The sequence below is a fragment of the Micromonospora sp. NPDC048063 genome, assembly GCF_043202855.1.
GTDB lineage: Bacteria > Actinomycetota > Actinomycetes > Mycobacteriales > Micromonosporaceae > Micromonospora.
The window spans coordinates 75,580-97,091 of sequence record NZ_JBIDBG010000001.1; the positions used below are offsets into that span (position 1 = coordinate 75,580).

The following is a 21,512-nucleotide window of genomic DNA, read 5'->3' on the forward strand; positions in this document are numbered from 1 at the left end:
CCTCCGATGGGTCAGGACGTGGTGACCGTGACGGCGCAGCCGCCGACGCCGGGGCAGCTCAGCAGCACGTCGGTGGCGCGGTCGACGGCGATCCGGGCGACCGCCCCGGTGCCGTCGGCGGCCGGCGTGACCTCGTCGCGGACGGTGAACTCGGCGTCCCCGGGTGCCGGCGCCTCCACCGTGAACGGGGCTGGGCTGCGCAGGACCAGCGTCCGCAGCCCGCCCGGGTCGGCCACGCGCAGCACGCAGGTGCCGGTGAAGACCAGCCGGCCGGCCTCGGCGCAGTCGGCCCGTACCGTCGCAGGGTCCACCGCGGCGCGCCCGCCGCCGAGCCGGCCGAGCCGCTCCACCAGCCCGGAGGGGGCGCCGGGGTCGCCGGTGTCGTCCCGGCCGGCCCCGACGGCGACCGCGAACAGCGCCGCGAGCAGCACGCCCAGTGCCGCGAGCAGCGCCTTCTGCCCGCCGCTCATCGGGCGTCGGCCGGCGAGGGGACCTCGGTGAACCGGATCGCGTCGACGCCGGCGAAGTAGCGGTCCGTGCCCTGGGTCTTGCCGACCACGACGAGCGTGACCCGGTGCGGCCCCCGGGTCAGCGCTACCGTGCCGACGTCGACCCAGTCCGTCTTCCGCACCTCGGGGGTGAAGCCGAGGAACGCGCCGCCGACCTGGGTGCCGTCGATGGTGAAGACCGTGTTGGCGTAGTCGAACGAGGTGGTGCGGACGGCGGCGAACCGCCAGGTGCCGTCGGCGGGGATCTCCACCGTCACGCTCACCTGGTCGCCGATCGCGCGGCCCTGGAAGAACAGCTGGGCGTCCTCCGACCAGGTCACCCCGCAGCAGTTGGGCTGGACCTCCACCGCCACCGACGAGCCCATCGGCGGCCCCAGCACCGCGCCGGCCACCAGGCTCTCCGCCTCGACGGTGACCACCCGCGGCTCGCCCGGCGCCGGTTCTCCGTCGCGGGCCAGCAGCCAGACCACCGCTGCGCCGACGACGAGGACCAGTGCCGCCGCGGCGGCGATCCACGGCCACGGCGTACGCCGGGGCGGGGCGACCGCCCGGACCTCGTAGGTGACCCGCCCGCTGGAGCGGGAACTCTCCTCCGGCGCGGTGTTCGCCGAGTACGCGAACCCGGTCATGTCGTAGCGCCGGGGCGCGGTGCCCGGCGGCACGGTCAGCCGGACCAGGAAGGAGACGGAGCCCTGCCCGGGCACCACCCGCTGCGGTTCGGTGACGGTGAACCAGGACCGCTGCGAGCCGTCGCCGGGCGCCACGTCGAAGACGACGGTGTCCGGGGCCGCGCCCGGGTTGGAGACGGTGAACGTCAGCTCGCCGGTGTTGCGGGCGTCCAGGGTGAACTGCTCGGCGGCGGCGACGACCGCCCACTCGGTGGTCATGGTGGCTCCTCTGCGACGACGATCTCGGCGGTGGTCGACGCGGGCTTCTCCGCCTCGACGATGCGGGTGATCACGGCGAGCTGCCCGGCCGCGGCCGGCGGCACGGTGACCACGACGTGGAACGGCCGGTCCCGGGGCTCGTCGATGGCGAAGCCGCCCGTCCCGGTGGCCACCTCCAGGGCCCTGCGCATGCCGTACGGGGTGCCGCGCCAGCGGGCCAGCAGCGCGCCGTGGGACACCAGGTCCCGCAGCCGGCCCAGCGGCAGCGGCGGCGGGGCGTCCGGCCGGGGCGAGGCGACCACGTGGTCCATCGCCACCCAGCGGGCCAGGTAGGCGACCATCCCGTCCGGGGACCGGTACGGGTCGAACAGCGCGTCGACGTCGGCGAGGACCGCCTCGTCCGGGGCGTGCAGCGCCTCCATGACGTCCAGCAGCGCCCACAGCACGCTGCCCGGCACGCAGGCCCGCTGGTACGCCGCGGGCAGCAGCCGCTCAATCCCCGCGCGTCGCATCCTGCCGCACCACCTCGATGTCGTGCTCGCCGGAGCAGAGCAGCCACGTGTCGGGAACGGTCACCACGTCGGCGGTGGCCTGGTTGGCGCTGGCCGCCCAGTCGACCGCGTCGGTGCTGCGGTGCACCCCGCGCTCGCCGCCGGCCAGGATCAGCCGGTCCGGGCCGCCGGTCGCGGCGACGGCGTCCACCGGCACGAACCGGGTGCGGTCCCGCAGCGGCAGCCCGCAGTTGACCGACACCGGCGCCCACTGTGGCGCGGCGGCGAGGGTGTCCAGCCGCAGCACCCCGCCGCTCTGCGTCGCCGCGACCGCGAGCGGCCCGGAGAACGCGAGGTCCCGGCAGGTGCCGCCGATCCAGCCGGACTGCACCGCCTGCCACTGCACGTCGGACTCGAACAGCCGGGCCCGCCGGCAGCCCTGGCCGGGCTTCTTCGGGTCCGGCTCGCCCGCGCCGCTCCACAACAGGGTGGCCGGGCCGTCGTACTGGACGGCGAGCACGCGGTTGTCGACGTTGGCCAGCCCGACGTGGGCGAAGCTGCCCGGGCGGCCGGCCTGGGTGGACAGGTAGACCCCGAACCCGGCCTGCGCGGCCACCGCCACGCCCGGCGCGCCCCGCTCGGAGACGAACGCGCGGACGGCGTAGAAGCCGCGGTCGGCGTCGCCGGGGTCGACCAGGATCTGCAACGGCACCGCGCCGGGCAGCAGGGAGACCTCGTACAGGCCGGTGTCGGTGGCGACCAGCAGCGCGCCCGCGCCGTCCCGGTCGATCCAGGCCAGGTCGGAGACCCGCGAGTCCAGGTCGGTCAGCAGCGACCACGTCTCGCCGAGGTCGGTGCTCAGGTGCACCCGGGAACCGCCGTCGGCGCGGACGGTGGCGACCGCCACCGAGCCGGGCCGGGGCACGATGCCGGGGCGCACCGGGGCGGGGGCGGGCGTCACCCGCAGCACCGTCTCGCCGTCGGCGAACCGGCCGGCCGGCTCCCAGCCGGCGCCCGCGTTGGTGGAGCGGAACAGCACCGGTCCGCGCCCGGCGTACCAGGTCCGCGGCTGGTACTGGTCCACGGCGAGGGTACGCACCTGCGCGTCGGGCGCCTCGTCGACGACGAAGCGGACCGACTCGACGTAGCGCACCCCCGGCTCGGCGTGCTCCAGCAGCCGGTACACGTTCGACGCGCGCAGCGGCTCGCCGAACGCCCAGCCGGCCGGGTTGAGCGGGGTCGGCAGCGGGCTGAGCGTGGAGTGCAGCCGGTCGTGGACGCGGCGGCGGACCGCCTCGACGTCCTCCTCCCGGCGCACCACCACGCGGGCCCGCACCGACACCGCCTTGTAGCGGGCCCAGGTCGCCCGGCAGGAGGTGCCCAGGGCGCGGCGGCGCTCCAGGTCCGCCTCGACCCGGGCGCGGGCCTGGTCGACCTCGTGCTCCCGCAGCACCGCCACCGGTAGCCGCCCGCCGGGCCGCGCCGTCTCCGGCACGTACGGCACCAGCACCACCTCCACCTCGCCGGGCCGGGCGAAGCTGTAGACGGCGGCGCGGGTGAAGGCGCGCGCCCGGGCCACGGCCCCGGAGCCGGTGGCGAGCACCTCGAAGTCCCGCGCGGTGACCGCCCGCTGCTGGGCGAAGAACTCGTACGGGCCGCGCAGCAGCGCCGACTCCATGGACTCCATCTCCCGCCCGCCGGCCGCCGGCGCGGGGTTGTCGACGCGGACCCCGGGCAGCGGGTCGCGCAGGCTCGTCAGCGTGCCGGCCGCCACGTTGCCCGCCGGCCCGCCGCCGGCCCGGTACCACAGCCGCACCTGCCGCCCGGCCGGCGGAACGGCGGCGACGGTCACGGGGCCGTCCGCCGGCGTGGCGCGGCTGCCCGGCGGGCCGGCCGCGGCTGCCGGGCCTCCCGGGTCGGCGGGGTCACGCAGGTCCAGGGCGGGGGCGAAGGTGACCGTGCCGGAGCAGCGGTCGACCAGGTAGACCCTGTCCTGCGGGCCGAGCCCGGCGAAGCTGTCCACCGGCCGCCAGATCTCGAACGTGCGGCCGTCGTGCTCGCGGGCGGCGGCGCCCAGCTCCACCGTCCCGGCCGGCACCTCGACGCCGAGCAGCAGGTCCAGCGGCTCGGCGGTGCGCGCCAGCGGCGCCCGGGCGGCGCGCAGCACCTGACCGGGCTGGCCGGTGCCGACCCCGAGCAGTTCCGCCTCCACCGGCTCGCAGTGGTGCATCCGGACGGTGACCTCGTCCTGCCCGGCCGGCAGCAGCGCCGGCTCGGTGGTGACGAAGACGACCGGCCGGGGGTCGGCCCCGCGCGCGGCGGCGACCCGGGTACCGGCCGGGATCCGGACCGGCCCGCGGTCGCCGCCGGACCGGGCGAACCGGACGTCCGCCCAGGCCACCGTCGGGGCGTGCCGGGCCACCCCGAGCAGGTTCAGGAACGCCACGTACGCCTTCTCGGGCAACTGGTTGAGCCGGTAGATCATCACCTCGGTGAGGTGCGCGAACGCCTCCAGCAGCGCGATGCCCGGGTCGTGCGCGGACAGGTCGGTCCAGCCCGGGCAGGACTGCCGGATCCGCTCCCGGGCCTCGGTGACGAGGTCCAGGAAGGCGCGGTCGTCCAGGTGCGGCACGGGCAGCGTCATGACGTTCCTCCCTCCGGCGGCACCCGGCCGGGCGGTGGCGGGCCGCCGGCCGGGAGGTGACCGGCGTCGGGGACCTCCCGCTCCGGGTCGTCGGCGGGCAGCAGGTCGACGGAGAACACCAACTGCCCCGGCGCGAGGCTGGCCCGGATCCGGTAGTCGAGCCGGATCACCAGCCGCCACTCCTCGTCGGGGTCGGGGCCGGCGTCGACGTCGAGGACCTCCACCCGGGGCTCCCACCGGGCGACGGCCGCCCGGACGTAGTGGATGGCCAGCCCGGCGGTGGTGTCGTCGTTCGGCGCGAAGACGAGGCGGTGCAGCCGGGAGCCGTACCCGGGACGCATCAGCCGCTCGCCCGGGGTCGTGGCGAGCAGCAGGAACAACGCCTGGCGTACGGTCTCGTCGCCCTCGGTCATGGCGAGGCCGCCGGCGGCGGTCAGCGCGAGCCCGCCGCCCCGCCCGGGGTCGAAGCCGGCGCCGACGAACCGGAAGGCCCTCACCGGTCCGCCCCCAGGAAGCCCTGCCGGGGGTCGCGTACCCGGTGGTGCACCAGGCCGGGCGGGGTACCGTCGGTGAACCCGTCGAGGTGGGACAGGACCACCCGCCGGCCGCCGACGCGCACCCAGGCGCTGTAGCCGACCCGCACCCGCAGGGTCTTCCCGCACGGCTTGATCGTCGGTCCGTAGTTCGGGCAGGCGGTGATCTCCCGGCCCTCCGGGTCGTCGTCCACCAGCACCGGCACGCCGGCGACGGTCACCCAGTCCTGCGAGGCCCGGTTGCCGACCCGCCCGTCGTGGTCGCACCTGATCAGCGAGTCGCGGTGGATCCAGCGCATCAGCCGCCTCCTTCGTGGTGGGCGCGGGCCAGCGTCCGGGCCCGCTGCGCGGCGGTCGCCGGGTCCTCGGCCGCCTCCGCGTGCAGGAAGTCCACGCTGCGGGCGCGCACGACCATGGCCCGGCCGGGCGCGGAGAGCACCAGGTCGGTCGCGGCGTGCAGGGTGGCCAGTTCGGGGGTCAGCTCCAGCCAGCTGCCGCCCTCGGTGGCCAGCCGCAGGCTCCGCGCGGCGTCGTCGACCACGATCGACTGGCCGCGCGCCGTCCGCAGCGACCAGCGTCGCGCCCGCCCGTCGTCGACCCCCGCGTCGTACGCGCCGGCGGCGCCGAACAGCGCGCCGAGCACGATCCCGGACGCCGGCTCGCCCCCGGGCAGCACCACCAGCACGGCGTCCTCGGGGTCGGGCAGCGCCACGAGGCCCTTGCCGGGGCCGGCCCCCGGGCAGAGCACGGCCAGCCACCCGGCGTCGAGCCCCCCGTACGCGGGCAGCTCGACCCGGGCCCGGCCCAGCCCCTCGGGGTCGGCCACGTCGGTGACCCGGCCGAGGGTGACCACGGCCGGGGCGGGCGGCCCGGCCGGCGGGACCGGGGGAGGGGCGGTGGAGAACCGGCTCAGCGGGCCGGCCGCGTCGACGGTGTGCACCACCTCGGTCAGCACGTACGTCCCCTCGACGGCGGCGGGCACGCCGGTGAGCGCGATCCGCCGGCCGGGCCGCAGCGCGGGGTCGGCGTCGGCCACCCCCTCGGCGGTGACCAGGGCGGCGACCCGCGCGTCCAGCCGCGCCTGGGCGAGCGCGGCCAACTCGTCGTCGCCCCGCCCGGGCTGGTCCACGGCGGTCCGTACGCCGTCCGCGCCCACGTCTGCCGGGTCGGGGTCGGCGACGATCCGCCGGCCGCTGCGGGCCGTGCCCACCTGCTGGCTGATCGGCTCGGCCCGCTGCGGGTGCCAGCCCAGCGCGCTGCTCTCCCCGCCGGCCGTGTCGAGGTTGGTCGACAGCCGCAGCGAGTGCAGCCCCCGGCCCAGCTCCAGACCGACCGGCTCGCCGTGGCCCTCCAGGGTCAGCAGACGCAGCCGGTCGCCGTCGGCGACCACGTGCAGGCCGGCCCGCCCGGTCACCTCCCGCAGCAACTCCAGGTCGCTGTGCCGGTGCTGGGACAGCCGCTCCAGCCGGGGGCCGTCGGCCTCGGCGTGCACGGTCAGCCCGACGTCCCCGCACAGCTCGCGGGCCAGGTCGGCGGCGGTCACCGCCTCGAACACCCGCAGCCGCTGCCGCCGGCGCAGCCGGTGCAGCGCGTCGTACGCCCGCACCCGCAGCAGCGCCGCGCCGTCGGCCGCGTACTCGACCTCGACGCAGGTGACCTCGCCGGCGAAGAGGGCGTCGGAATGACCGTCCAGGCGCAGCTCCAGGCTCGCCCCGGTGCGCACCGGCGGGGTGAGCGCGGCGGCGCCGGGCGCGGTGGTCAGCGCCACCTCGCACTGGGTCGGCCGGTCGAGCCGGGCCGCCACCCGGGCCGACACCAGCCGGCGGGCCGCCCCGTCCGGCAGCGGAGCCCCGTCGAGCAGCACGGCGAGCGCGCGCGCGGCGGTCACGGCGCACCCGCCGGGGGTTGGGCGGCCGGGGCCGGCTGCGGCGGGACCGCCAGCGGCGTACCGGGTGGCACGGCGAGCGGGTCGGTGATCCGGTTGTGCTCGGCCAGCAGCCGCCACCGCAGCGGCGAGCCGAGCGCGTCGTGGGCGAGCAGGTCGAAGCGTACGCCCGAGTGGTCGGGCCCGGTCGCGCCGTCGCCGGCGGCCACCACGGCGCCGCCCGGCGCGGCGGTCGGGGTGCTCGCCGCGGCGAGTTCCGCCGCGAAGCCCTCCCGCGCCCGGTCGGCGTCCTCCGCGACCCGGACCAGCTTCAGCCGCAGCCAGGACCGGTGCGGCGAGCCGGTCGCGGTGAACGCGTCGAAGCGCTCGGCCACCGCGACGACGACACCCGGCACGTTCCAGGTCTTGCCCCAGACCAGCCGCACCAGCGGCGGCCGGAGCCAGCCGTGCTCGGTGGCGGAGTTCTCGGCGAGCATCCACAGCGGGCGGGTGAGCGCCCGCACGTCGGTCGGTCGAACCTGGCCCTCGGCGAAGTCCACGTCGAACAGCAGGTCCAGCACCAGCTCGGTGCGGCCCCCGCCGGTGAAGACCAGCGGGTCGTCGGCGAGCCCGGCCCCGGTGAGCTGCCCACCCGCGGTGCCCCGGTGGCGCACGCCGGCCAGCCGGGTCACCTGCACCGTCTCCGGGTTGAGCAGGCAGTCCACCCGCTCGCCGGTGGCGTCGATGAGGAAGGCGACCCGTTCCATCAGCCACCCGCCTGTTCCCGGTCCAGCCGGCGGACGCGCTCGTCGTCGAGGGCGGGCGCGGGCACCGTCCACAGCGGCCGGTCGTCCGGCAGCGCCGGCCACGGCCCGTCGGCCCGCTCCGGCCCGTCGGCCCGCTCCGGCCCGTCGGCCCGCTCCGGCCCGTCGGCCCGCTCCGGCCCGTCGGCCCGCTCCGGCCCGCCGGCGCGCGCCGGTCCCGCACCGTCGGCGTCGGGCAGCGCCGGCCAGGGCGCGGTCGCGTCCGGCCGCCCCGACGGGGGTACGCCGGCCTCGCCGCCGCCGTCCCACCGGCCTCGGGTGCCGTCCCACCGGCCTGCCCGGCCTTCCCACGGCGCGGCTCTCAGCCCGGCGCCACCGACAGGATCGGGGCCTCCTCCGGTAGCCGCCGGCTGGTGTCGATGCCCGGACGCGGGTCGCAGCCGGTCGGCCCCTGGGTGTCCCGTCCCGTCGTACGACAGCGGAACCCGGGCCCCCGCCCCGGCTCCTGTCGCCGCTTCTCTGCCCGGGGTGCCTGACGACGCCTCCCGCGCCCTGGCCGCCCCGACGTACGCGGTGGCCCCGGTCGCGCCTCGGGACGCCGCAGATCTTGGTACGGAACGGCCGCTCCAGGGGCCAGTTCGTACCAAGATCTCGGGCGACGGCCCGTTGGCGTCGGGTGCCCCGCCCGTCGGGCCGTGGGTGCGTCGGTCGCCGGCCGACCATGGGCCCGTGCTGCCGCCGGCCGGGCGGCTGGTGGCCGGCGTGCCCCGGCGGGTCACCGCTTCCGGCGGGGGAACCGCCGGCCGGAGCACGGGCCAGCCGGCCGCCGCCGACGGTCGACCGACCGAGCCACCCCCTCCATTTCTCAGGCAGAGATCCCACCGGCCGGCCCGGCCCTCGGCTGTCGTCTGGGCGCCTGGCCGTCCGTCGCCACTTGTCCGCCCAACGTCGCCCGGCCGGCCGCACCGCCTTCCCGGGCCGTCGTCGCCCGGCGAGTCGGTGCCGGCCGGCCAGCCGTCTCCGGTCGGCCAGTCCCGCCCGCTCGGCGGCACGTCTCCTGCCGACCAGAGGTCGCCGATCGACCGTCGGTCGCCGCTCCGCCAGACGCCTGCCGCCGGCGGGGTGTCCTCGTCACGCCCGCCCGATTCGTAGGGGTACGAGCCGGCAACGCCGGCCCGCGTCGGTCCCCACCCGGGTGGCACGGCGGGCGGTCGCGGGTCGGCCGTCCGGGGCGGCGGGTCGCCTGGCGGACAGTCAGCAGGGCGGATGGCCTGGTCCGCACCAACGGGACGGGTTTCGCCGTGGTCCGCGCCGACGGGCGGCGGGGGAGCGGGGTCGGCCGGGCCGAGGTCGAGGTCGAGGTCGCGCAGCAGTCCGGGGGCGTGCGCGGACACCACCCGCAGCCAGTGCGCCGGGGGCTGGCCGGGCCGGCGTGCCGGCACCTCGGTCCCCGTCGCGGCGGCCGGCGATCGGCTGGGCGGAGACCAGCCCTCGGGCGGGTACCTGTCGTCAGGTGGATACCAGTCGTCGGGTGGGGACGGCGGGCCGGTTGCGGCCGGTCCGGCGGAGTCGACCAGCCGGGCCAGTTCGTCGACCGCCGTGGCAGTCGCGCGCAGCCGGGCGGCCAGCCAGCTACGCGGTGGTCGGCGCGGCGGCACCGCCGGTCTCCAGTTCCAGGCTCTCGTACCGCAGGGTGAGCGCCGCGATCGCCAGCTCCTGGCCGAGGGTGTTCAGGTGGGCGCCACGCCACCTCGTCGGCCAGGCGTTGATCAGGTTCCAGCGCAGCACCTCCGCCGTGCCGGCCGCGTCCAGCAGCACGATCGAGACGTTGCGCCGGCTCACCGTGCCCCGGGCCACCGCGTAAATCCAGTCCCACAGCTCCCGGGAGGCGGTGAGCCCGAAGTGCAGGGTCACCGGCGCGTACTCCACCTGGCCGGGGACCATCCGGATGCGGTCGTTGCCCTGTTCCCGGTACGGCACGCCGGGAATGGTCATCTCCAGGCCGCTGACCTCGGTGAAGTGGCCGTTGGTCACGCCGTTGACGAGGAGCTTGAAGTTGTAGGCCCGGTACGGGTCGACCGGGGCGCCCGGCTGCGGGGTGGCGGTGGTCGGCATGTCAGCCTCCGATCGTCTCGGTCTCGGCGCCGCCGGCCCACTGGCTCAGCCTGAACACCACGAACTCCGCCGGCTTGACCACCGCGATGCCGATGTGGGCGACGACCATGCCCGCGTCGCGGACGTCCGCCGGATTGGTCTCCTCGTCGCACTTGACGAAGAACGCCTCCTCGGGCGTACGCCCCAGCAGCGCGCCGTCGCGCCAGACGCGGGTGAGGAAGGCGCCGATGTCACGGCGGATGGACCGCCAGAGGGTGAAGTCGTTCGGCTCGAAGACCATCCACCGGGTGCCGTTGGCGATCGCCTGCTCGATGGCGATGCAGAGCCGGCGGACGTTGAGGTAGCGCCACTCGCTGGCCTCGGCGGCGAGGGTGCGGGCGCCCCAGACCCGGATGCCCTCGCCCGGGAAGTAGCGGATCACGTTGACGCCCTTGGGGTTGAGCACGTCGTGCTCGGGCCGGGTGACCAGGTGGGCGAGGTCGACGGCGCCGCGTACGGGCTCGTTGGCCGGCGCCTTGTGCACCCCGCGCAGGGCGTCCGTGCGGGCCCAGATGCCGGCCATGTGCCCGCTCGGCGGGGTGAGCACCAGCTCGCCGCTGAGCGGGTCGCGTACCCGCAGCCAGGGATGGTAAAGCGCGCCGAAGTCGGACTGCCGGGGTCGGCACGCCGTCGGCGCCTCGTCCCCCGACACGGACCCGCCGGAGCCGGACCCCGGGCCGCCGGAGCCCGCCGAGCCGGACCCACCGGACCCGCCGGAGCCCTCGGCCGCCTTGGGCGGCCTGCCGGTGGACGGCGTCGCCACCCTGGTCAGCGCCGAGATGTCCGTGACGTCCGGGGGCGGGTCGCAGATGGCCACCATCGTGCGGGTCCGCTCCGCCATGCTGAGCAGCGCCTCGTGCGAGACCGGGTCGTGGAAGCCGGGCGCGGCCACGATGGAGACCTCGTCGACGGCCTCCAGCAGTTGCAGGCCGCCGCGCCGCTTCCCGGTGCCGGTGATCTCGCCTCCCGCGCCGACGTTGACGACCCAGCAGCGGCTGCCGCCGTTGTCGAGGAAGCCGAAGACGGCCCGGGCCAGCGGGGTGCTCTCCAGGCGGTCCCCGTTGGCGTAGAGCCGCAGGAACTCCGTCCAGTTGTTGACCGCGACGGCTCTGCCGAGCTGCGCGGTGGGGTCCGGGGCGACCCCGACGAAGGCGGCCGTGCTGGTGCTGGCCGGTCCGATCGGGCGGGCGCCGCCGGGGACCTCCTCGACGTAGATGCCGGGCGAGAAGTAGGTGGGCATCGGTCCTCCCGGTGCGGTTCGCGGTCGGCGGCGTGGGACGTCCGCCGGAACGGGGTCAGCGGGGCGGGGGTGTGCAGACGATGACGATGTCGGGCTCGGTCGGGTCGACCTCGGCGGTGAGGACCCGCCCCCGGCCGGTGAGCCGCAGCCGTACCGGACCGGGGTGGTCGGGGTCGTGTGGCACCCCGACGACGCGGAACCGGCCGGCGGGGTCGGTCGTGGTGGCGCACGCCGTGCCGACGACCTCGATCCGCACGGCCGCGAGGGGCTGCTGCTCGGGCCCGACCACCCGGCCGTCGAAGGCCAGCATCTCCAACTGCCGCAGCCGCAGCGGCCGCAGCACCGGCGGCGCCGGCGGCGTCGGGTGGGTGACCTGGGCCGGCACGTCGATGAGCAGGGCCGGGCGGGGTCCGGTGCCGAACGCCGCCCAGAGCCGCGGGTCGCCGGCCTCCAGCACGACGGCGCGCTCCCCGCCGGCGGTCGCGGCGGCGAGCACCCGGTCCAACCCGGGCAGCGCCGCCGGCCCGCCGGCGCAGAGCAGGTAGCGGATGGTGAAGCGGTACGGCTCCCGGCCGCCGCTGCCCCGGGTCTGCCGGGCCGGGCGCAGCTCCATCGGCCAGAGCGTGAGCCGGGCGGGGTCGTCGTCGGGGCGCGGCGGACCGACCGGGACGGGTTCCCCCGCCGCCCCGGCCAGCCAGCCGGCCAGCTCGGCGGTGGCCGTCTCGATCGGGCCGCGCCCCGGCGTGGTCATCGCGGCGGCGTCCCCTGCACGCGGTACGCGATGGCCTCGTTCCACACGTGTGGGTAGACGCCGATCTCGAAGTACCGGGTGAATCGGTTGATGGGTGCGTTGGTGTGGTCGTGGTAGAGCAGCCAGACCGGGGCGATGGTGAACAGCACGTAGTTGGCGAGCACCAGCGGGATGTAGAGCGGGCCGAGGATGCGCGCCTGGAGGATGTGCACGTCCTCGTGCCGCTGGATGCCCGGCCCGGAGCCGGCGCAGACCGTGCCGATGGTGGTGGCGTACCGGGGGGAGACGCCCTCGACCACGTTGACCCGGCAGCTGTGCTGCGAGGTGGGCCGGTCCAGCGAGTGCCCGACGAGCACGTGGGCGGCCAGGTAGACCGCGCCGACGACGGTGTTGAGCAGGCTCCAGGTGTGGTCGACGACGAAGAGGAGGACGCCCTTCGCGTCCGGCCCGTAGACCCGGGCCGAGGCGACCGCCCAGCCGAAGATCCCGCCGACGAGCAGGCCGGCGATCGCGCCGATCAGCAGCCCGACGGTGCCGCCGGCCAGTTGCCCGAGGACCGCGCCGGTGGCCACGTGTGCGACGGCGCTGAGGATTCCGTAGATCATGACGGCTCACCTCAAACCCAGGAGCGGAGGATGCGGGGCTCGCGTCCCTGCGCCATCCGGGTCGGCGACGCCTGGGTCGCCTGCCGGTTGCCGGGCGGGAGCTGGTTGATGCCCAGCGCGGCGGAGAAGATGACCAGCCCGTTGAAGAACGCGATGATCCACTTCTCGGCGCCGGCGTCCGTGGCGAACGCCGCGGTGAGGTAGGACAGCGCGAGCGCGATGCCCAGTGCGATCCACTTGCGGGCCTTGTCGCCGCTCGGGCCGATCAGCCCGCCGACGACGTTGGTGGCGAGCAGCGTCGCGGCGCTCGCGCCGGTGAGGCTGCCCAGGGCGGCCCAGGTGAAGAGATCGTTCATCGCCGATCTCCCTTCGGTTGTGCGGTGGTGCGACCGGGGTGTGGTGGTGGTGAGGCCGGCGGCTCCGGGGAGTCTCCGACGGGCCCGGTCCGCCGCCGGCGGGCGGCGGGCGGGAGGGGGTGGGGGCCTCAGGCGGGCCCCGGTGGGCCGGCCGCCGTCGGGTCGCCGGTCGTCTGGCCCGGCGCGGCCGTCGGGCCGGTCGCCTGGCTCGGGACGACCGGTCCGCCGGCCGCCGGCGCCGGCCGGCGCGAACGCCGCAGCAGCAGGACGACCACGACGGCGACGAGCAGCAGGAGCGCCGCCGCGCCGGCGACCAGCAGCCAGGGGAACCCGCCGCCGTCGTCGCCCGCCGCCGGGGAGGCCGACGGCCTCGGGGGGGCCTCCGCGACCGCCCGCAGCTCGGTCGGCTTCTCCTGGTTGCTGCCGACCTTCCAGCTGACCGACCGGCCGTTGACCGTGCCGTTGGTGTCGAGGACCCGGCCGGGGAAGGTCACCGATATCTCGAACGACATCAACCGCATGAACGCCTGCTGATTCTGCGGATTCTGTTCCGCCACCTTCCCGCCGTATTTCTTCGGGTCGAGGGGAAGGGTGAAGCGGTAGAGATCGTCCTCTCGGACGAGCCGCACGCTCTCGCTGTTGAAATCGCGCAGCGGGGTGTGCCGATAGGTGATCTGGGAACCGAAGAGCTTGGCGTCCTCGTAGCGGGTCTCCTCGCCCGGCGGCAGGGCGGGAATGTTCTTCCGCAGCTCGGCGAAGCCGGCCTCGACGGTGCGGTTGCCCGAGGTCAGCACGCTCTTCTGGGCGGTCAGCAGGAGTTGGCCGTCGACCGTGTCGTCGGCGTTGACGGTCAGCCCGAGATTCAGTTGCATGCAGCCGGTCAGCGTGGCCGCCAGAACGAGACACGCCGCGACGCGGAGTGTCCTGCCGCGGATGTGTCCCGTATCCATGGGCACAGTGTGTGTGATCCGGATCACAATCAGCAGTCAGCGATCAGTCACAACGAAGTCGCCGATCTTACCTGGCCGCTGTCCCCTTCGGCCGAGGTCGAAAATCGCCGAAATCGATATCCTGAAGGTTTGGCCGAGGTCGCCGTTTTTCCCTCCCGCGAAAACGTCCCGCCGCCTGTCCCGGGGCGGGCGTGGGCGCCGCCGAGAAGGTCGGCCGGCCGCGCGTCCTCGGGTCAGGGCGCGGTGGGCGGCTGCCAGTCCGCGTACCGGGCCATCGCGCGGAGCGACGCGCGGGCCGGGGTGAGCCGCAGCAGGGTGTCGCGCAGCGCGACGGCCGCTGGGTGGCGCAGTTGCTGACCGAACCGCCCGGTCCGGAACGACGCCCGGGCGACGGCCTGGCTGCGGCGCCGCCGCTGCCGGTCGTACGCGGTCAGCGCGGCGGGCACCGTCCCGGCCTCGCCGGCGCACACCGCCCCAGCGTCACCGCGTCCTCGATCGCCTGGCAGGCGCCCTGCCCCAGGTTCGGCGTCATCGCGTGCGCCGCGTCGCCGAGCAGTGCCACCCGCCCCCGCACGTACGACGGCAGCGGCGTGGCGAGGTGGTGGATGTCGTTGCGCAGCACCGCCTCCGGTGGGGTCGCCGCGAGCAGCGCCGGGATCGGGTCGTGCCAGGAGCCGAAGCGCTCCCGGACCGCCGCCAGTTCGTCGGGCGCGTGCCCGCCGGGCGGGGCCGTGACGGCGCCGAACCAGTAGAGTCGGCCGCCGCCGACCGGCACCATGCCGAACTCGGCGCCCCCGCCCCAACTGATCGCGGTCGGGACCGGCCCGGGGAAGTCGACCACCGCCCGCCAGGCGGTCGTGCCCGCGTACGCCGGGGGCGGGGTGTCGGGCCAGAGCCGGGCGCGCAGCGCGCTGCGCAGGCCGTCGGCGCCGACCACCAGGTCGGCCCGGAGGCTGGCCGGCTCGCCGTGCCGCCGGTAGCGCACCTCGCCGGCCTCCGGGTCCACGTCGGACACCTCGGCCCCGGTGTGCACGGCCTCCGCCGGCAGCGCGTCGTGCAGGATGCCGTGCAGGGTCGCCCGGTGCACGCCCAGCGCGGTGGTGCCGAGCAGCCTGGTCAGCTCGTCGGCGTCCACCCGGGACAGCCAGCGCCCCCGCGCGGTGCGGATGCCGCCCGCCGCCCCGGCGTCCCCGCGCGCCCGGACCGCCGCCCCGACGCCGAGCGCGTCGAGGCCACGCACCGCGTTCGCCATCAGGGTCAGCCCGGCGCCGACCTCGCGCAGCTCGGCGGCGCGTTCCAGCACGGTGACCCGCCAGCCGCCCCGATGCAGCGCGAGCGCCGCGGCGAGGCCGCCGATCCCGCCCCCGACCACGACCGCGTCCGACCCGACCATGACATCCCGCCCTTCTACGCCTGTAGAAGAGGCATACTACATCCGTAGAAATTGACGTGGGGAGGGCGTGTGGCGGGGCGGACCAACCGGGTGGCGTTGCTGGCCGACGCGGCCATCGAACTGCTCGCCGAGGGCGGCATGCGGGCGCTGACCCACCGGGCGGTCGACGCCCGCGCCGGCCTGCCACCCGGCAGCACGTCGGCGTACCTGCGCACCCGGCAGGCGCTCATCGAGGCGGTGGTGCGGCGCCTCGCCGACCTCGACCGGGCCGACCTGGCGGCCCGCGAGCTGCCCGCCGACGCGCCGCCCCCCACGCCGGGCCCCGCGCTGACCGGGGCGGACCTCGACCGGCTCGCGGACGGGGCGGGCGAGGTGCTGGACCGCTGGCTCACCGTCGGGCGCAGCCGCACCCTCGCCCGGTACGCCTGCCTCCTCGAGTCGGTGCACCGCCCCGAGCTGCGGCGGATCCTGGAACACGGCACCCTGCTCCGGGTGCAGGCCCGCGACCTGCTGGCCCGGGCCGGCGCCCCGGACCCCGACCGGCGTGGCGACCAGCTCGTCGCGTTCGTCGACGGGCTCCTCTTCGACCGCCTCGTCGGCGCCGGCGCCCTCAGCGCACCCACGCCCGGCACCCCCGCCAGCCGCGCCGACCTGGCCGCCGCCGTCCGCGCCCTGCTGCGCGCCCTGACCACCACCTGACCCCGACGCCCCGGCCGCGTTGCCCGGCGGGTTCCGGCGCGTCGCCCGACGCCCCGGCAGCGTCGACCGGCGGCCAGCCGGTGCCGGAGCGCACGACCCGGCAGCGGCGGTGGTCGCGCGTCCCGGCCGGGCGGGGAGGCGGGCGGTCGGTCAGGACGCGGCGAGGCGGTGGTCGCGCGGGGTGACCCCGCGGACCCGGCGGAACGCCGTGCTCAGCGCGAACGGGCTGCCGTAGCCGACCTTGCGGGCGACCGCGCCCAGGGTGGCGTCCGGCTCGCGGAGCAGGTCGGCGGCGAGCGCCAGCCGCCACCAGGTCAGGAACGTCATCGGCGGCTCGCCGACCAACTCGGTGAACCGGCGGGCCAGCGCCGCCCGGGAGACGCCCACCTCGGCCGCGAGGGAGGCGACCGTCCACGGCCGGGCCGGGTCGTTCTGGAGCAGCCGCAGCGCCGGGCCGACCACCGGATCGGCGGCGGCGACGTACCAGGCGGGCGCGGCGCCGGGGCGGGCGAACCAGGTGCGCAGCGCGGCGATCAGCAGCAGGTCGAGCAACCGGTCCAGGACCGCCCCCTGGCCGGGCGCGTCCCGGGTGACCTCCTCGGCGAGCAGGGGCACCAGCGGGCTGCGCCACTCCTCGCCCCCGACCACGAGCAGCGGCGGCAGGGCGGTGAGCAGCCGTCGGCTCAGCTCCCCGGGAAGCTGGTAGGTGCCGGTCAGCAGCACGGTCGCGCCGTCCGAGCCCGTGCCCCAGGTGCGTACGCCCAGCGACATCGTCTCGGCCAGCGGCTCCCCGCGCAGCGTGGTGCACCGCTGCCCGGGATGGATGACCACCTGCGGCGGGGTGGCCGGGTCGTCCGCCACGAGATAGCCGTCGGGTCCGCGCAGCACCGCCACGTCGCCCGGCCCCAGCGCGACGGGCGCGCCGTCGTCGGGCGCCACCCAGGCCGCGCCCCGGACCAGGGCGACCACGGTCAGCGGGGCGCGGTCCTCGATGCGCAGCGCGAACGGGGGATCCAGCAGCGACCGGAGCAGGAAGGCGCCCCGGGCCCGCGGCCCGTCGAGCAGCCCGGTGAGCGGATCCATCCCGCGAGCGTAGACGAGCGCGCATGGCGCCGGCGGGCATGCGTCGTCCGGCGTCTCAGGCGTGGACCGACCGGGTCAGTCTGTGATCGTCAGCCAGTCGGCGGCGCGGTGGCGGATGTCGGCGGGCACCTCGTGCGGGCCCGGGAACTCGTCGTAGGTGACGTCGTAGCCGAGCGAACGCAGCCGGGGCACCAGGCGGCGGCTGCACACGTCGACCGGCAGGACCGGGTCGTCGGCGCCGTGCGAGACGTAGACGCGGGGTCGGCCGTGGGTGACCAGCGGCGCGGCGAAGCCGGGGGAGAAGGCCACCACCGCGTCGACCAGGTCGCCGTTGGTCAGGCCCAGCGAGAGGGCGTACGAGGCGCCGTCGGAGAACCCGCCGAACGCCACCTGCCCGACGGGGTAACCGGCGAAGGCCGTGGCCAGCAGCCCGTCGATCCGTCGGACGTCCACCCCGAAGCCCTCCACGATCAGGTCCCAGCTGCTCGACGCCGCCTGCGGGGCCACCAGCAGCAGTTGGTGCGCGTCGGCGACCGGCAGCAGCAGGTCCACGCCCTGCCGGGCCGAGCCGCCGGCCCCGTGCAGCAGCAGCACCAGCCGGTACGGCCGGCCGTCGACCGGCTCCGGGGCGTACACCATCGCCAGCGGCCCGCCGTCGGCGTCGGTCAGCGTCACCATGCCGGTGGCCGCCCGGGTGACGGGCGGCGCCGGACGCGCGGTGAGCCGGCCGTGCCGTGGGTTCTCCTCCGGCTGCCGGTGCGGCGCGGCGGGTTCGGCCACGGGATCACCGCTCCTCGTCCTCGGCGGGGGTGCGCCAGCGGTTACCCCGCTGCCCCGGGGTTAACCCTGCCGGGCCGCCTCCGGCGCGGCCAGCGACCCCTGCCGGCCGAGGGCGCGCCGGCCCGGGCACGCCGGACACCGGACGGGAGGCGCTGGCCGCGACCGGCTCATCCGCTGACCCGGCGGACCAGCCGGGACGGGAACACCGTCGCCGGCGGCACCGGCCGTCCGGCCAGCACGGCGGTCGCCGCCGCCGTGGCGATCTGCCCCACCGGGTGCGTCGCCGTGGTCAGCGCGGGGGTGGTCATCGCGGCGAGCGGGATGTCGTCGAAGCCGGTGACGGCGACGTCCCCGGGCACCTGGACGCCGTCGCCGCGCAGCCCGTCGATCAGCCCCAGCGCGGTCGCGTCGCTGATCCCGACGATCGCGTCCGTGTCCGGCCAGCGCGCCAACACCTCCCGGGCCGCCGCCCGGCCCCGGTCCGCGCTGAAATCCCCCGGCACCAGCCGCACCGGCAGGCCCGCGTCGCGCACCACCCGGCGGTACGCGCCCACCGACCGGCCGGCGCAGGACAGCCAGCGGGGGCCGGTCACCATCGCGATGCGGCGGCGGCCGGTGGCGTACAGGTGCCGGACCACGGCCTCCGTGCCGCCGCCGTTGTCCACGTCGAAGGCGGGTACGAGGGCGGAGCCGATGCCGATCGAGGCCACCCGGCCGCGCAGCGCCGCCGGGACCGCCCGGAGCACCGCCTCGGTGGTGTTGACCAGGATGATCCCGCCGACGCCGCGGTCCTCGGCCAGCCGGCGCAGCCCGGCCGGCTCCCGCCTCGGGAGCCAGTGCAGCGCGACCCCGAGCCCGTACGGCGCGCAGACCCGGGCGGTCGCCCCGACCACCCGGTCGACGTACGGGTCGTCGAGGACGGTCGGGGCGACGCCGGAGACCACGACCACCAGCCGCACCCCGGTGCCCCGGACCAGCGCGCGGGCGGCCAGGTTCGGTGCGTACCCGAGCCGGTCGGCGGCGGCGGTGACCCGGTCGCGGGCGGTGGGCGAGGCGTAGCCGGTGCCGGCGATCACCCGCGAGGCGGTGGCCCGGGAGACGCCCGCCGCCCGGGCGACGTCGTCGAGTGTGGGCGGTCGGCCAGTCGTCGTCATACCTGTCCTCCCCGTGGTCGCCGTCCCCGGCGCGGACGGTCGATGCGCATCATCTCCCTCGCGGGCCGGCGCCGGTAAGGGTGGGAAGGCGTTGTCCTGGCAGCGCTCTCAGGTGTGGGATCGTGCGGCAGACCGCCCGAGGCGAGAGGACGCCACCGTGAGCCGCACCACCGCCGCGCCCGCCGCGCCGACCCCGGCCGTACCCCGGGCGGTGCTGGCCGCCCGTACCGGCGTGGCGGTCGTGTTCGCGCTCAACGGCCTGGCCGTCGCCACCTGGTTCTCCCGGGTGCCCGCCGTCCGGGACGCGCTGGGGCTCAGCGCGGGCCGGCTCGGGCTGCTCCTGCTCGCGATGTCCGCCGGTTCGCTGCTCGCGATGCCCACCGCCGGCCTGGTGGCCCAGCGGCTCGGGGCGGCCCGCACGGTGGCCCTCGGCTGCCTGCTCGTCGCGGCCGGGCTGACCGTGGCCGGGGTCGCCGCCCCGGCCGGTTCCCTGGTCGGGGTCGCGGTCGGGTTGTGCGCGTTCGGCTACGGCTCCGGCATCTGCGACGTCGCCATGAACGTCGAGGGCGCGGCGGTCGAGCGGCGGCTCGGACGCACGATCATGCCCCGCTTCCACGCCGCGTGGAGCCTCGGCTCCGTGGCGGGCGCCGGGCTCGGCGCGGGGGCCGCCCGCCTCGGCCTGCCGGTCGCCGCGCACCTCGCCGCGCTGGCGGCGGCGGTGTTCTGCGGCACGCTGCTGGCCGTCCGGTCGTTCCTGCCGGCGGCCGAGAGCGGCACCGCCGCCGCGTCGGCCGCCCCGGCCGAGCGCCGCCGCGACCTGCTCGCCGCCTGGCGGGAGCCGCGCACGCTGCTCATCGGCCTGCTGGTGCTGGTGTCGGCGTTCGCCGAGGGCAGCGCCAACGACTGGCTCGCCGTCGCCTTCATCGACGGCCACGGCCTCAGCGAGGCGGCCGGCGCGGCGGTCTTCGGCGTCTTCGTCGTCGGCATGACCCTGGGCCGCACGGCGGGCACCGTCGCGCTGGACCGGTGGGGCCGGGTGCCCGTCCTGTCGGCCACGATCCTGCTCGCCACCGTCGGCGCGGGCGTGGCGGTGCTCGCCGGCTCCGGGCCGGTGGCGGTCGCCGGCGTCGCGCTCTGGGGGCTCGGCGCGTCGCTGGGCTTCCCGGTGGGGATGAGCGCGGCGGCCGACGACGAGCGGCAGGCGCCGGCCCGGGTCAGCGTGGTCGCCGTGATCGGCTACACGGCGTTCCTCGCCGGCCCGCCGCTGCTCGGCCTGCTCGGCGACCGGGTCGGCACGCTGCCCGCCCTGCTCGTGGTGCCGGTGCTGCTGCTGCCCACCCTGGCCCTGGTGCCGGCCACCCGCCCGCCGGCCCGCTGACGCGGCACATCCGCAGGGCACTCACACCCGGCTCGCAGCCGCCTCCCAGGAAACGGTGCTGCACTGGGAGGACGCCGAGGAGAGGAGCGGGGGGATGGGCTGGTTCAGTCGACGGTCGCGCGGCACCGACGCGGCCCCCACGAAGCTCGACCGCGAGGCGACCCGCGAGGACCTGGCCGCGCTGGAGGCGTTCGTCACCAGCCGCCGGGGCGTGGAGTTCTACCTGGAGCCGGAGACCACGGCGACCGACACCACCGTGGTGGCGATCGCCCACGACGGCGAGTGGATCCGCCGCCGCACCGGCTCGCCGCGCGCCGCCGGGTCGATCGCCCGCAAGCACGCGGTGCCGCTGTACGAGGCCGCCCGCACCGGCTACCCGGAGCGGATGCGGGCCTGGAACCGGGCCCACCCGGAGCGCCGCGTCCGCTGAACGTGGCGCCGCGGCGTCACCGCCCGGCGGCGACCGCCGCGCGTGCCTCGTCCAGCGTCATCGGCGGCTGGTGGCTCGCGACGTACCAGTGGACGTCGTCGGCCAGCAGCCGGCGTACCAGGGCGAGGTCGGGCTGGTCCTCGGGGGTGCGCAGGTGCGCCGGCGGCGGGTAGAAGCAGTCGCCGAGCAGCAGCACGCCCGAGTCCGGCACCGCCACCACCGTCGAGTCCGGCGCGTGGGCGCCCCCGACGTGCCGCACCCGTACGCCGACCGGCAGTTCCAACTCGTCGGTGAAGGTCCGGGTCGGCGGCAGCACCGCGAAGCCGTCCCACGAGTCGACCGCCAGCGCCCGGGCCCGGAAACTCGGGCCGAGTCGCGGGTTCGCCCGCACCTGCTCCCGCAGGTATCGGTGGCTCCACGGCCGGTCCGCCTCCGCACGCAGCAGCCGCTCGCCGGCGACGTGGCCGACGATCTCCACGCCGGGCCAGGCGCAGGCGCCCCACACGTGGTCCCAGTGGTGGTGCGTGTAGACCAGCCAGCGGGGCGGGGGCAACCCGGCGGCAGCCAGCGCGGACCGGATCTCCCGGGCGTGCGTGGGGCTCTGCCCCGCGTCGACCAGCACGCTGCCCCGGTCGTCGGCGACCAGGGCGACGCCGGCCTGGACGGCCTCCGGGTCCGGATCACCCGGGCAGAGCCAGACCCGACCGGCGAGGTGCTGGAACGTCACGGCGGCCATGGCGCACACCCTCCCCCGGATTCCGGACAACGCGTCGGACTGCCGCCCGATCGTAGTGCTCTCGGGCAGCGGTGCGGCGCCTGGATGCAGGCGACGGTGGGGCCCCGGGCC

The 21,512-nt window shown here is 76.9% G+C and carries 24 protein-coding genes; 3 read left to right on the forward strand and 21 right to left on the reverse strand.

What is annotated here, in order from left to right; all coding sequences use genetic code 11:
• Nucleotides 1-11 precede the first annotated feature (11 nt).
• The 17 genes from ACGFZ2_RS00380 to ACGFZ2_RS00460 form a co-directional block, all read right to left on the reverse strand.
• Nucleotides 12-470: a hypothetical protein gene (locus ACGFZ2_RS00380; protein ID WP_393448561.1), complete on the reverse strand. Its 459-nt coding sequence runs from the start codon at nt 468-470 to the stop codon at nt 12-14.
• Nucleotides 467-1,396, reverse strand: coding sequence for a hypothetical protein (locus tag ACGFZ2_RS00385; protein WP_393448564.1), 930 nt, complete (start codon nt 1,394-1,396; stop codon nt 467-469). The genes ACGFZ2_RS00380 and ACGFZ2_RS00385 overlap by 4 nt, the downstream gene beginning before the upstream one ends.
• Nucleotides 1,393-1,908, reverse strand: a complete 516-nt coding sequence (locus ACGFZ2_RS00390; RefSeq protein WP_393448566.1) for a phage tail protein — start codon at nt 1,906-1,908, stop codon at nt 1,393-1,395. The genes ACGFZ2_RS00385 and ACGFZ2_RS00390 overlap by 4 nt, the downstream gene beginning before the upstream one ends.
• Nucleotides 1,889-4,531, reverse strand: a complete 2,643-nt coding sequence (locus ACGFZ2_RS00395) for a putative baseplate assembly protein (RefSeq protein ID WP_393448569.1) — start codon at nt 4,529-4,531, stop codon at nt 1,889-1,891. Before ACGFZ2_RS00395 ends, ACGFZ2_RS00390 begins: the two co-directional genes overlap by 20 nt.
• Nucleotides 4,528-5,028 (reverse strand): GPW/gp25 family protein, encoded by a 501-nt coding sequence (locus tag ACGFZ2_RS00400; RefSeq protein ID WP_393448572.1) that lies wholly within the window; start codon nt 5,026-5,028, stop codon nt 4,528-4,530. Before ACGFZ2_RS00400 ends, ACGFZ2_RS00395 begins: the two co-directional genes overlap by 4 nt.
• Nucleotides 5,025-5,363: a hypothetical protein gene (locus tag ACGFZ2_RS00405; RefSeq protein WP_393448575.1), complete on the reverse strand. Its 339-nt coding sequence runs from the start codon at nt 5,361-5,363 to the stop codon at nt 5,025-5,027. Before ACGFZ2_RS00405 ends, ACGFZ2_RS00400 begins: the two co-directional genes overlap by 4 nt.
• Nucleotides 5,363-6,952 (reverse strand): contractile injection system protein, VgrG/Pvc8 family, encoded by a 1,590-nt coding sequence (locus ACGFZ2_RS00410; protein WP_393448578.1) that lies wholly within the window; start codon nt 6,950-6,952, stop codon nt 5,363-5,365. Before ACGFZ2_RS00410 ends, ACGFZ2_RS00405 begins: the two co-directional genes overlap by 1 nt.
• Nucleotides 6,949-7,695 (reverse strand): hypothetical protein, encoded by a 747-nt coding sequence (locus ACGFZ2_RS00415; protein ID WP_393448581.1) that lies wholly within the window; start codon nt 7,693-7,695, stop codon nt 6,949-6,951. Before ACGFZ2_RS00415 ends, ACGFZ2_RS00410 begins: the two co-directional genes overlap by 4 nt.
• Complete coding sequence (locus ACGFZ2_RS00420; RefSeq protein WP_393448584.1) at nt 7,695-8,339, reverse strand: hypothetical protein; 645 nt, start codon at nt 8,337-8,339, stop codon at nt 7,695-7,697. Before ACGFZ2_RS00420 ends, ACGFZ2_RS00415 begins: the two co-directional genes overlap by 1 nt.
• 985 nt (nt 8,340-9,324) lie before the next feature.
• Nucleotides 9,325-9,807, reverse strand: coding sequence for a phage tail protein (locus ACGFZ2_RS00425; protein ID WP_393448587.1), 483 nt, complete (start codon nt 9,805-9,807; stop codon nt 9,325-9,327).
• Between the two features lies 1 nt (nt 9,808).
• The gene (locus tag ACGFZ2_RS00430; RefSeq protein ID WP_393266409.1) at nt 9,809-11,086 is read right to left on the reverse strand and encodes a phage tail sheath family protein; all 1,278 of its coding nucleotides are present in this window, start codon (nt 11,084-11,086) and stop codon (nt 9,809-9,811) included.
• Nucleotides 11,087-11,141: 55 nt separating this feature from the next.
• On the reverse strand, nt 11,142-11,837 hold the full coding sequence (locus ACGFZ2_RS00435; RefSeq protein WP_393448590.1) for a carboxypeptidase-like regulatory domain-containing protein: 696 nt from the start codon (nt 11,835-11,837) through the stop codon (nt 11,142-11,144).
• Nucleotides 11,834-12,442, reverse strand: coding sequence for a glycine zipper family protein (locus ACGFZ2_RS00440; RefSeq protein WP_393448593.1), 609 nt, complete (start codon nt 12,440-12,442; stop codon nt 11,834-11,836). Before ACGFZ2_RS00440 ends, ACGFZ2_RS00435 begins: the two co-directional genes overlap by 4 nt.
• Before the next feature lie 11 nt (nt 12,443-12,453).
• Nucleotides 12,454-12,798: a hypothetical protein gene (locus ACGFZ2_RS00445; protein WP_393266402.1), complete on the reverse strand. Its 345-nt coding sequence runs from the start codon at nt 12,796-12,798 to the stop codon at nt 12,454-12,456.
• Nucleotides 12,799-12,926: 128 nt separating this feature from the next.
• A complete protein-coding gene (locus ACGFZ2_RS00450) occupies nt 12,927-13,670 on the reverse strand; it encodes an LppM family (lipo)protein (protein WP_393448596.1) in 744 nt (247 codons plus the stop codon).
• Nucleotides 13,671-13,981: 311 nt separating this feature from the next.
• Nucleotides 13,982-14,218, reverse strand: coding sequence for a hypothetical protein (locus ACGFZ2_RS00455; RefSeq protein WP_393448599.1), 237 nt, complete (start codon nt 14,216-14,218; stop codon nt 13,982-13,984).
• Complete coding sequence (locus ACGFZ2_RS00460) at nt 14,179-15,141, reverse strand: FAD-dependent monooxygenase (RefSeq protein WP_393448602.1); 963 nt, start codon at nt 15,139-15,141, stop codon at nt 14,179-14,181. The genes ACGFZ2_RS00455 and ACGFZ2_RS00460 overlap by 40 nt, the downstream gene beginning before the upstream one ends.
• A gap of 69 nt (nt 15,142-15,210) precedes the next feature.
• Here ACGFZ2_RS00460 and ACGFZ2_RS00465 point away from each other — a divergent pair, with 69 nt between their 5' ends.
• A complete protein-coding gene (locus ACGFZ2_RS00465; protein ID WP_393448605.1) occupies nt 15,211-15,840 on the forward strand; it encodes a TetR/AcrR family transcriptional regulator in 630 nt (209 codons plus the stop codon).
• A 150-nt stretch (nt 15,841-15,990) separates the two neighbouring features.
• Here ACGFZ2_RS00465 and ACGFZ2_RS00470 read toward each other — a convergent pair whose 3' ends face one another.
• The 3 genes from ACGFZ2_RS00470 to ACGFZ2_RS00480 form a co-directional block, all read right to left on the reverse strand.
• Complete coding sequence (locus ACGFZ2_RS00470; RefSeq protein WP_393448608.1) at nt 15,991-16,923, reverse strand: AraC family transcriptional regulator; 933 nt, start codon at nt 16,921-16,923, stop codon at nt 15,991-15,993.
• A 75-nt stretch (nt 16,924-16,998) separates the two neighbouring features.
• Nucleotides 16,999-17,703, reverse strand: coding sequence for an alpha/beta hydrolase (locus ACGFZ2_RS00475; RefSeq protein ID WP_393448611.1), 705 nt, complete (start codon nt 17,701-17,703; stop codon nt 16,999-17,001).
• Between the two features lie 167 nt (nt 17,704-17,870).
• Nucleotides 17,871-18,857, reverse strand: a complete 987-nt coding sequence (locus tag ACGFZ2_RS00480; RefSeq protein ID WP_393266388.1) for a LacI family DNA-binding transcriptional regulator — start codon at nt 18,855-18,857, stop codon at nt 17,871-17,873.
• A gap of 157 nt (nt 18,858-19,014) precedes the next feature.
• Between ACGFZ2_RS00480 and ACGFZ2_RS00485 the strand changes: the two genes are divergently transcribed.
• Together ACGFZ2_RS00485 and ACGFZ2_RS00490 are read left to right on the forward strand one after the other, a co-directional pair.
• A complete protein-coding gene (locus ACGFZ2_RS00485; protein ID WP_393266386.1) occupies nt 19,015-20,235 on the forward strand; it encodes an MFS transporter in 1,221 nt (406 codons plus the stop codon).
• Nucleotides 20,236-20,329: 94 nt separating this feature from the next.
• Nucleotides 20,330-20,665, forward strand: coding sequence for a hypothetical protein (locus ACGFZ2_RS00490; protein WP_357460044.1), 336 nt, complete (start codon nt 20,330-20,332; stop codon nt 20,663-20,665).
• Nucleotides 20,666-20,681: 16 nt separating this feature from the next.
• Here the strand turns inward: ACGFZ2_RS00490 and ACGFZ2_RS00495 are convergent, their stop codons facing one another.
• Nucleotides 20,682-21,401, reverse strand: coding sequence for an MBL fold metallo-hydrolase (locus tag ACGFZ2_RS00495; protein WP_393448614.1), 720 nt, complete (start codon nt 21,399-21,401; stop codon nt 20,682-20,684).
• Nucleotides 21,402-21,512 lie beyond the last annotated feature (111 nt).

Excerpts from the sequence above, each read along its gene's own strand:
- ACGFZ2_RS00380 (WP_393448561.1), bottom strand. The coding sequence starts at position 470 with ATGAGCGGCGGGCAGAAGGCGCTGCTCGCGGCACTGGGCGTGCTGCTC.
- ACGFZ2_RS00385 (WP_393448564.1), bottom strand. The coding sequence starts at position 1,396 with ATGACCACCGAGTGGGCGGTCGTCGCCGCCGCCGAGCAGTTCACCCTG.
- ACGFZ2_RS00390 (WP_393448566.1), bottom strand. The coding sequence starts at position 1,908 with ATGCGACGCGCGGGGATTGAGCGGCTGCTGCCCGCGGCGTACCAGCGG.
- ACGFZ2_RS00395 (WP_393448569.1), bottom strand. The coding sequence starts at position 4,531 with ATGACGCTGCCCGTGCCGCACCTGGACGACCGCGCCTTCCTGGACCTC.
- ACGFZ2_RS00405 (WP_393448575.1), bottom strand. The coding sequence starts at position 5,363 with ATGCGCTGGATCCACCGCGACTCGCTGATCAGGTGCGACCACGACGGG.
- ACGFZ2_RS00415 (WP_393448581.1), bottom strand. The coding sequence starts at position 7,695 with ATGGAACGGGTCGCCTTCCTCATCGACGCCACCGGCGAGCGGGTGGAC.
- ACGFZ2_RS00425 (WP_393448587.1), bottom strand. The coding sequence starts at position 9,807 with ATGCCGACCACCGCCACCCCGCAGCCGGGCGCCCCGGTCGACCCGTAC.
- ACGFZ2_RS00430 (WP_393266409.1), bottom strand. The coding sequence starts at position 11,086 with ATGCCCACCTACTTCTCGCCCGGCATCTACGTCGAGGAGGTCCCCGGC.
- ACGFZ2_RS00435 (WP_393448590.1), bottom strand. The coding sequence starts at position 11,837 with ATGACCACGCCGGGGCGCGGCCCGATCGAGACGGCCACCGCCGAGCTG.
- ACGFZ2_RS00440 (WP_393448593.1), bottom strand. The coding sequence starts at position 12,442 with ATGATCTACGGAATCCTCAGCGCCGTCGCACACGTGGCCACCGGCGCG.
- ACGFZ2_RS00445 (WP_393266402.1), bottom strand. The coding sequence starts at position 12,798 with ATGAACGATCTCTTCACCTGGGCCGCCCTGGGCAGCCTCACCGGCGCG.
- ACGFZ2_RS00450 (WP_393448596.1), bottom strand. The coding sequence starts at position 13,670 with ATGCAACTGAATCTCGGGCTGACCGTCAACGCCGACGACACGGTCGAC.
- ACGFZ2_RS00460 (WP_393448602.1), bottom strand. The coding sequence starts at position 15,141 with ATGGTCGGGTCGGACGCGGTCGTGGTCGGGGGCGGGATCGGCGGCCTC.
- ACGFZ2_RS00470 (WP_393448608.1), bottom strand. The coding sequence starts at position 16,923 with ATGGATCCGCTCACCGGGCTGCTCGACGGGCCGCGGGCCCGGGGCGCC.
- ACGFZ2_RS00480 (WP_393266388.1), bottom strand. The coding sequence starts at position 18,857 with ATGACGACGACTGGCCGACCGCCCACACTCGACGACGTCGCCCGGGCG.
- ACGFZ2_RS00490 (WP_357460044.1), top strand. The coding sequence starts at position 20,330 with ATGGGCTGGTTCAGTCGACGGTCGCGCGGCACCGACGCGGCCCCCACG.
- ACGFZ2_RS00495 (WP_393448614.1), bottom strand. The coding sequence starts at position 21,401 with ATGGCCGCCGTGACGTTCCAGCACCTCGCCGGTCGGGTCTGGCTCTGC.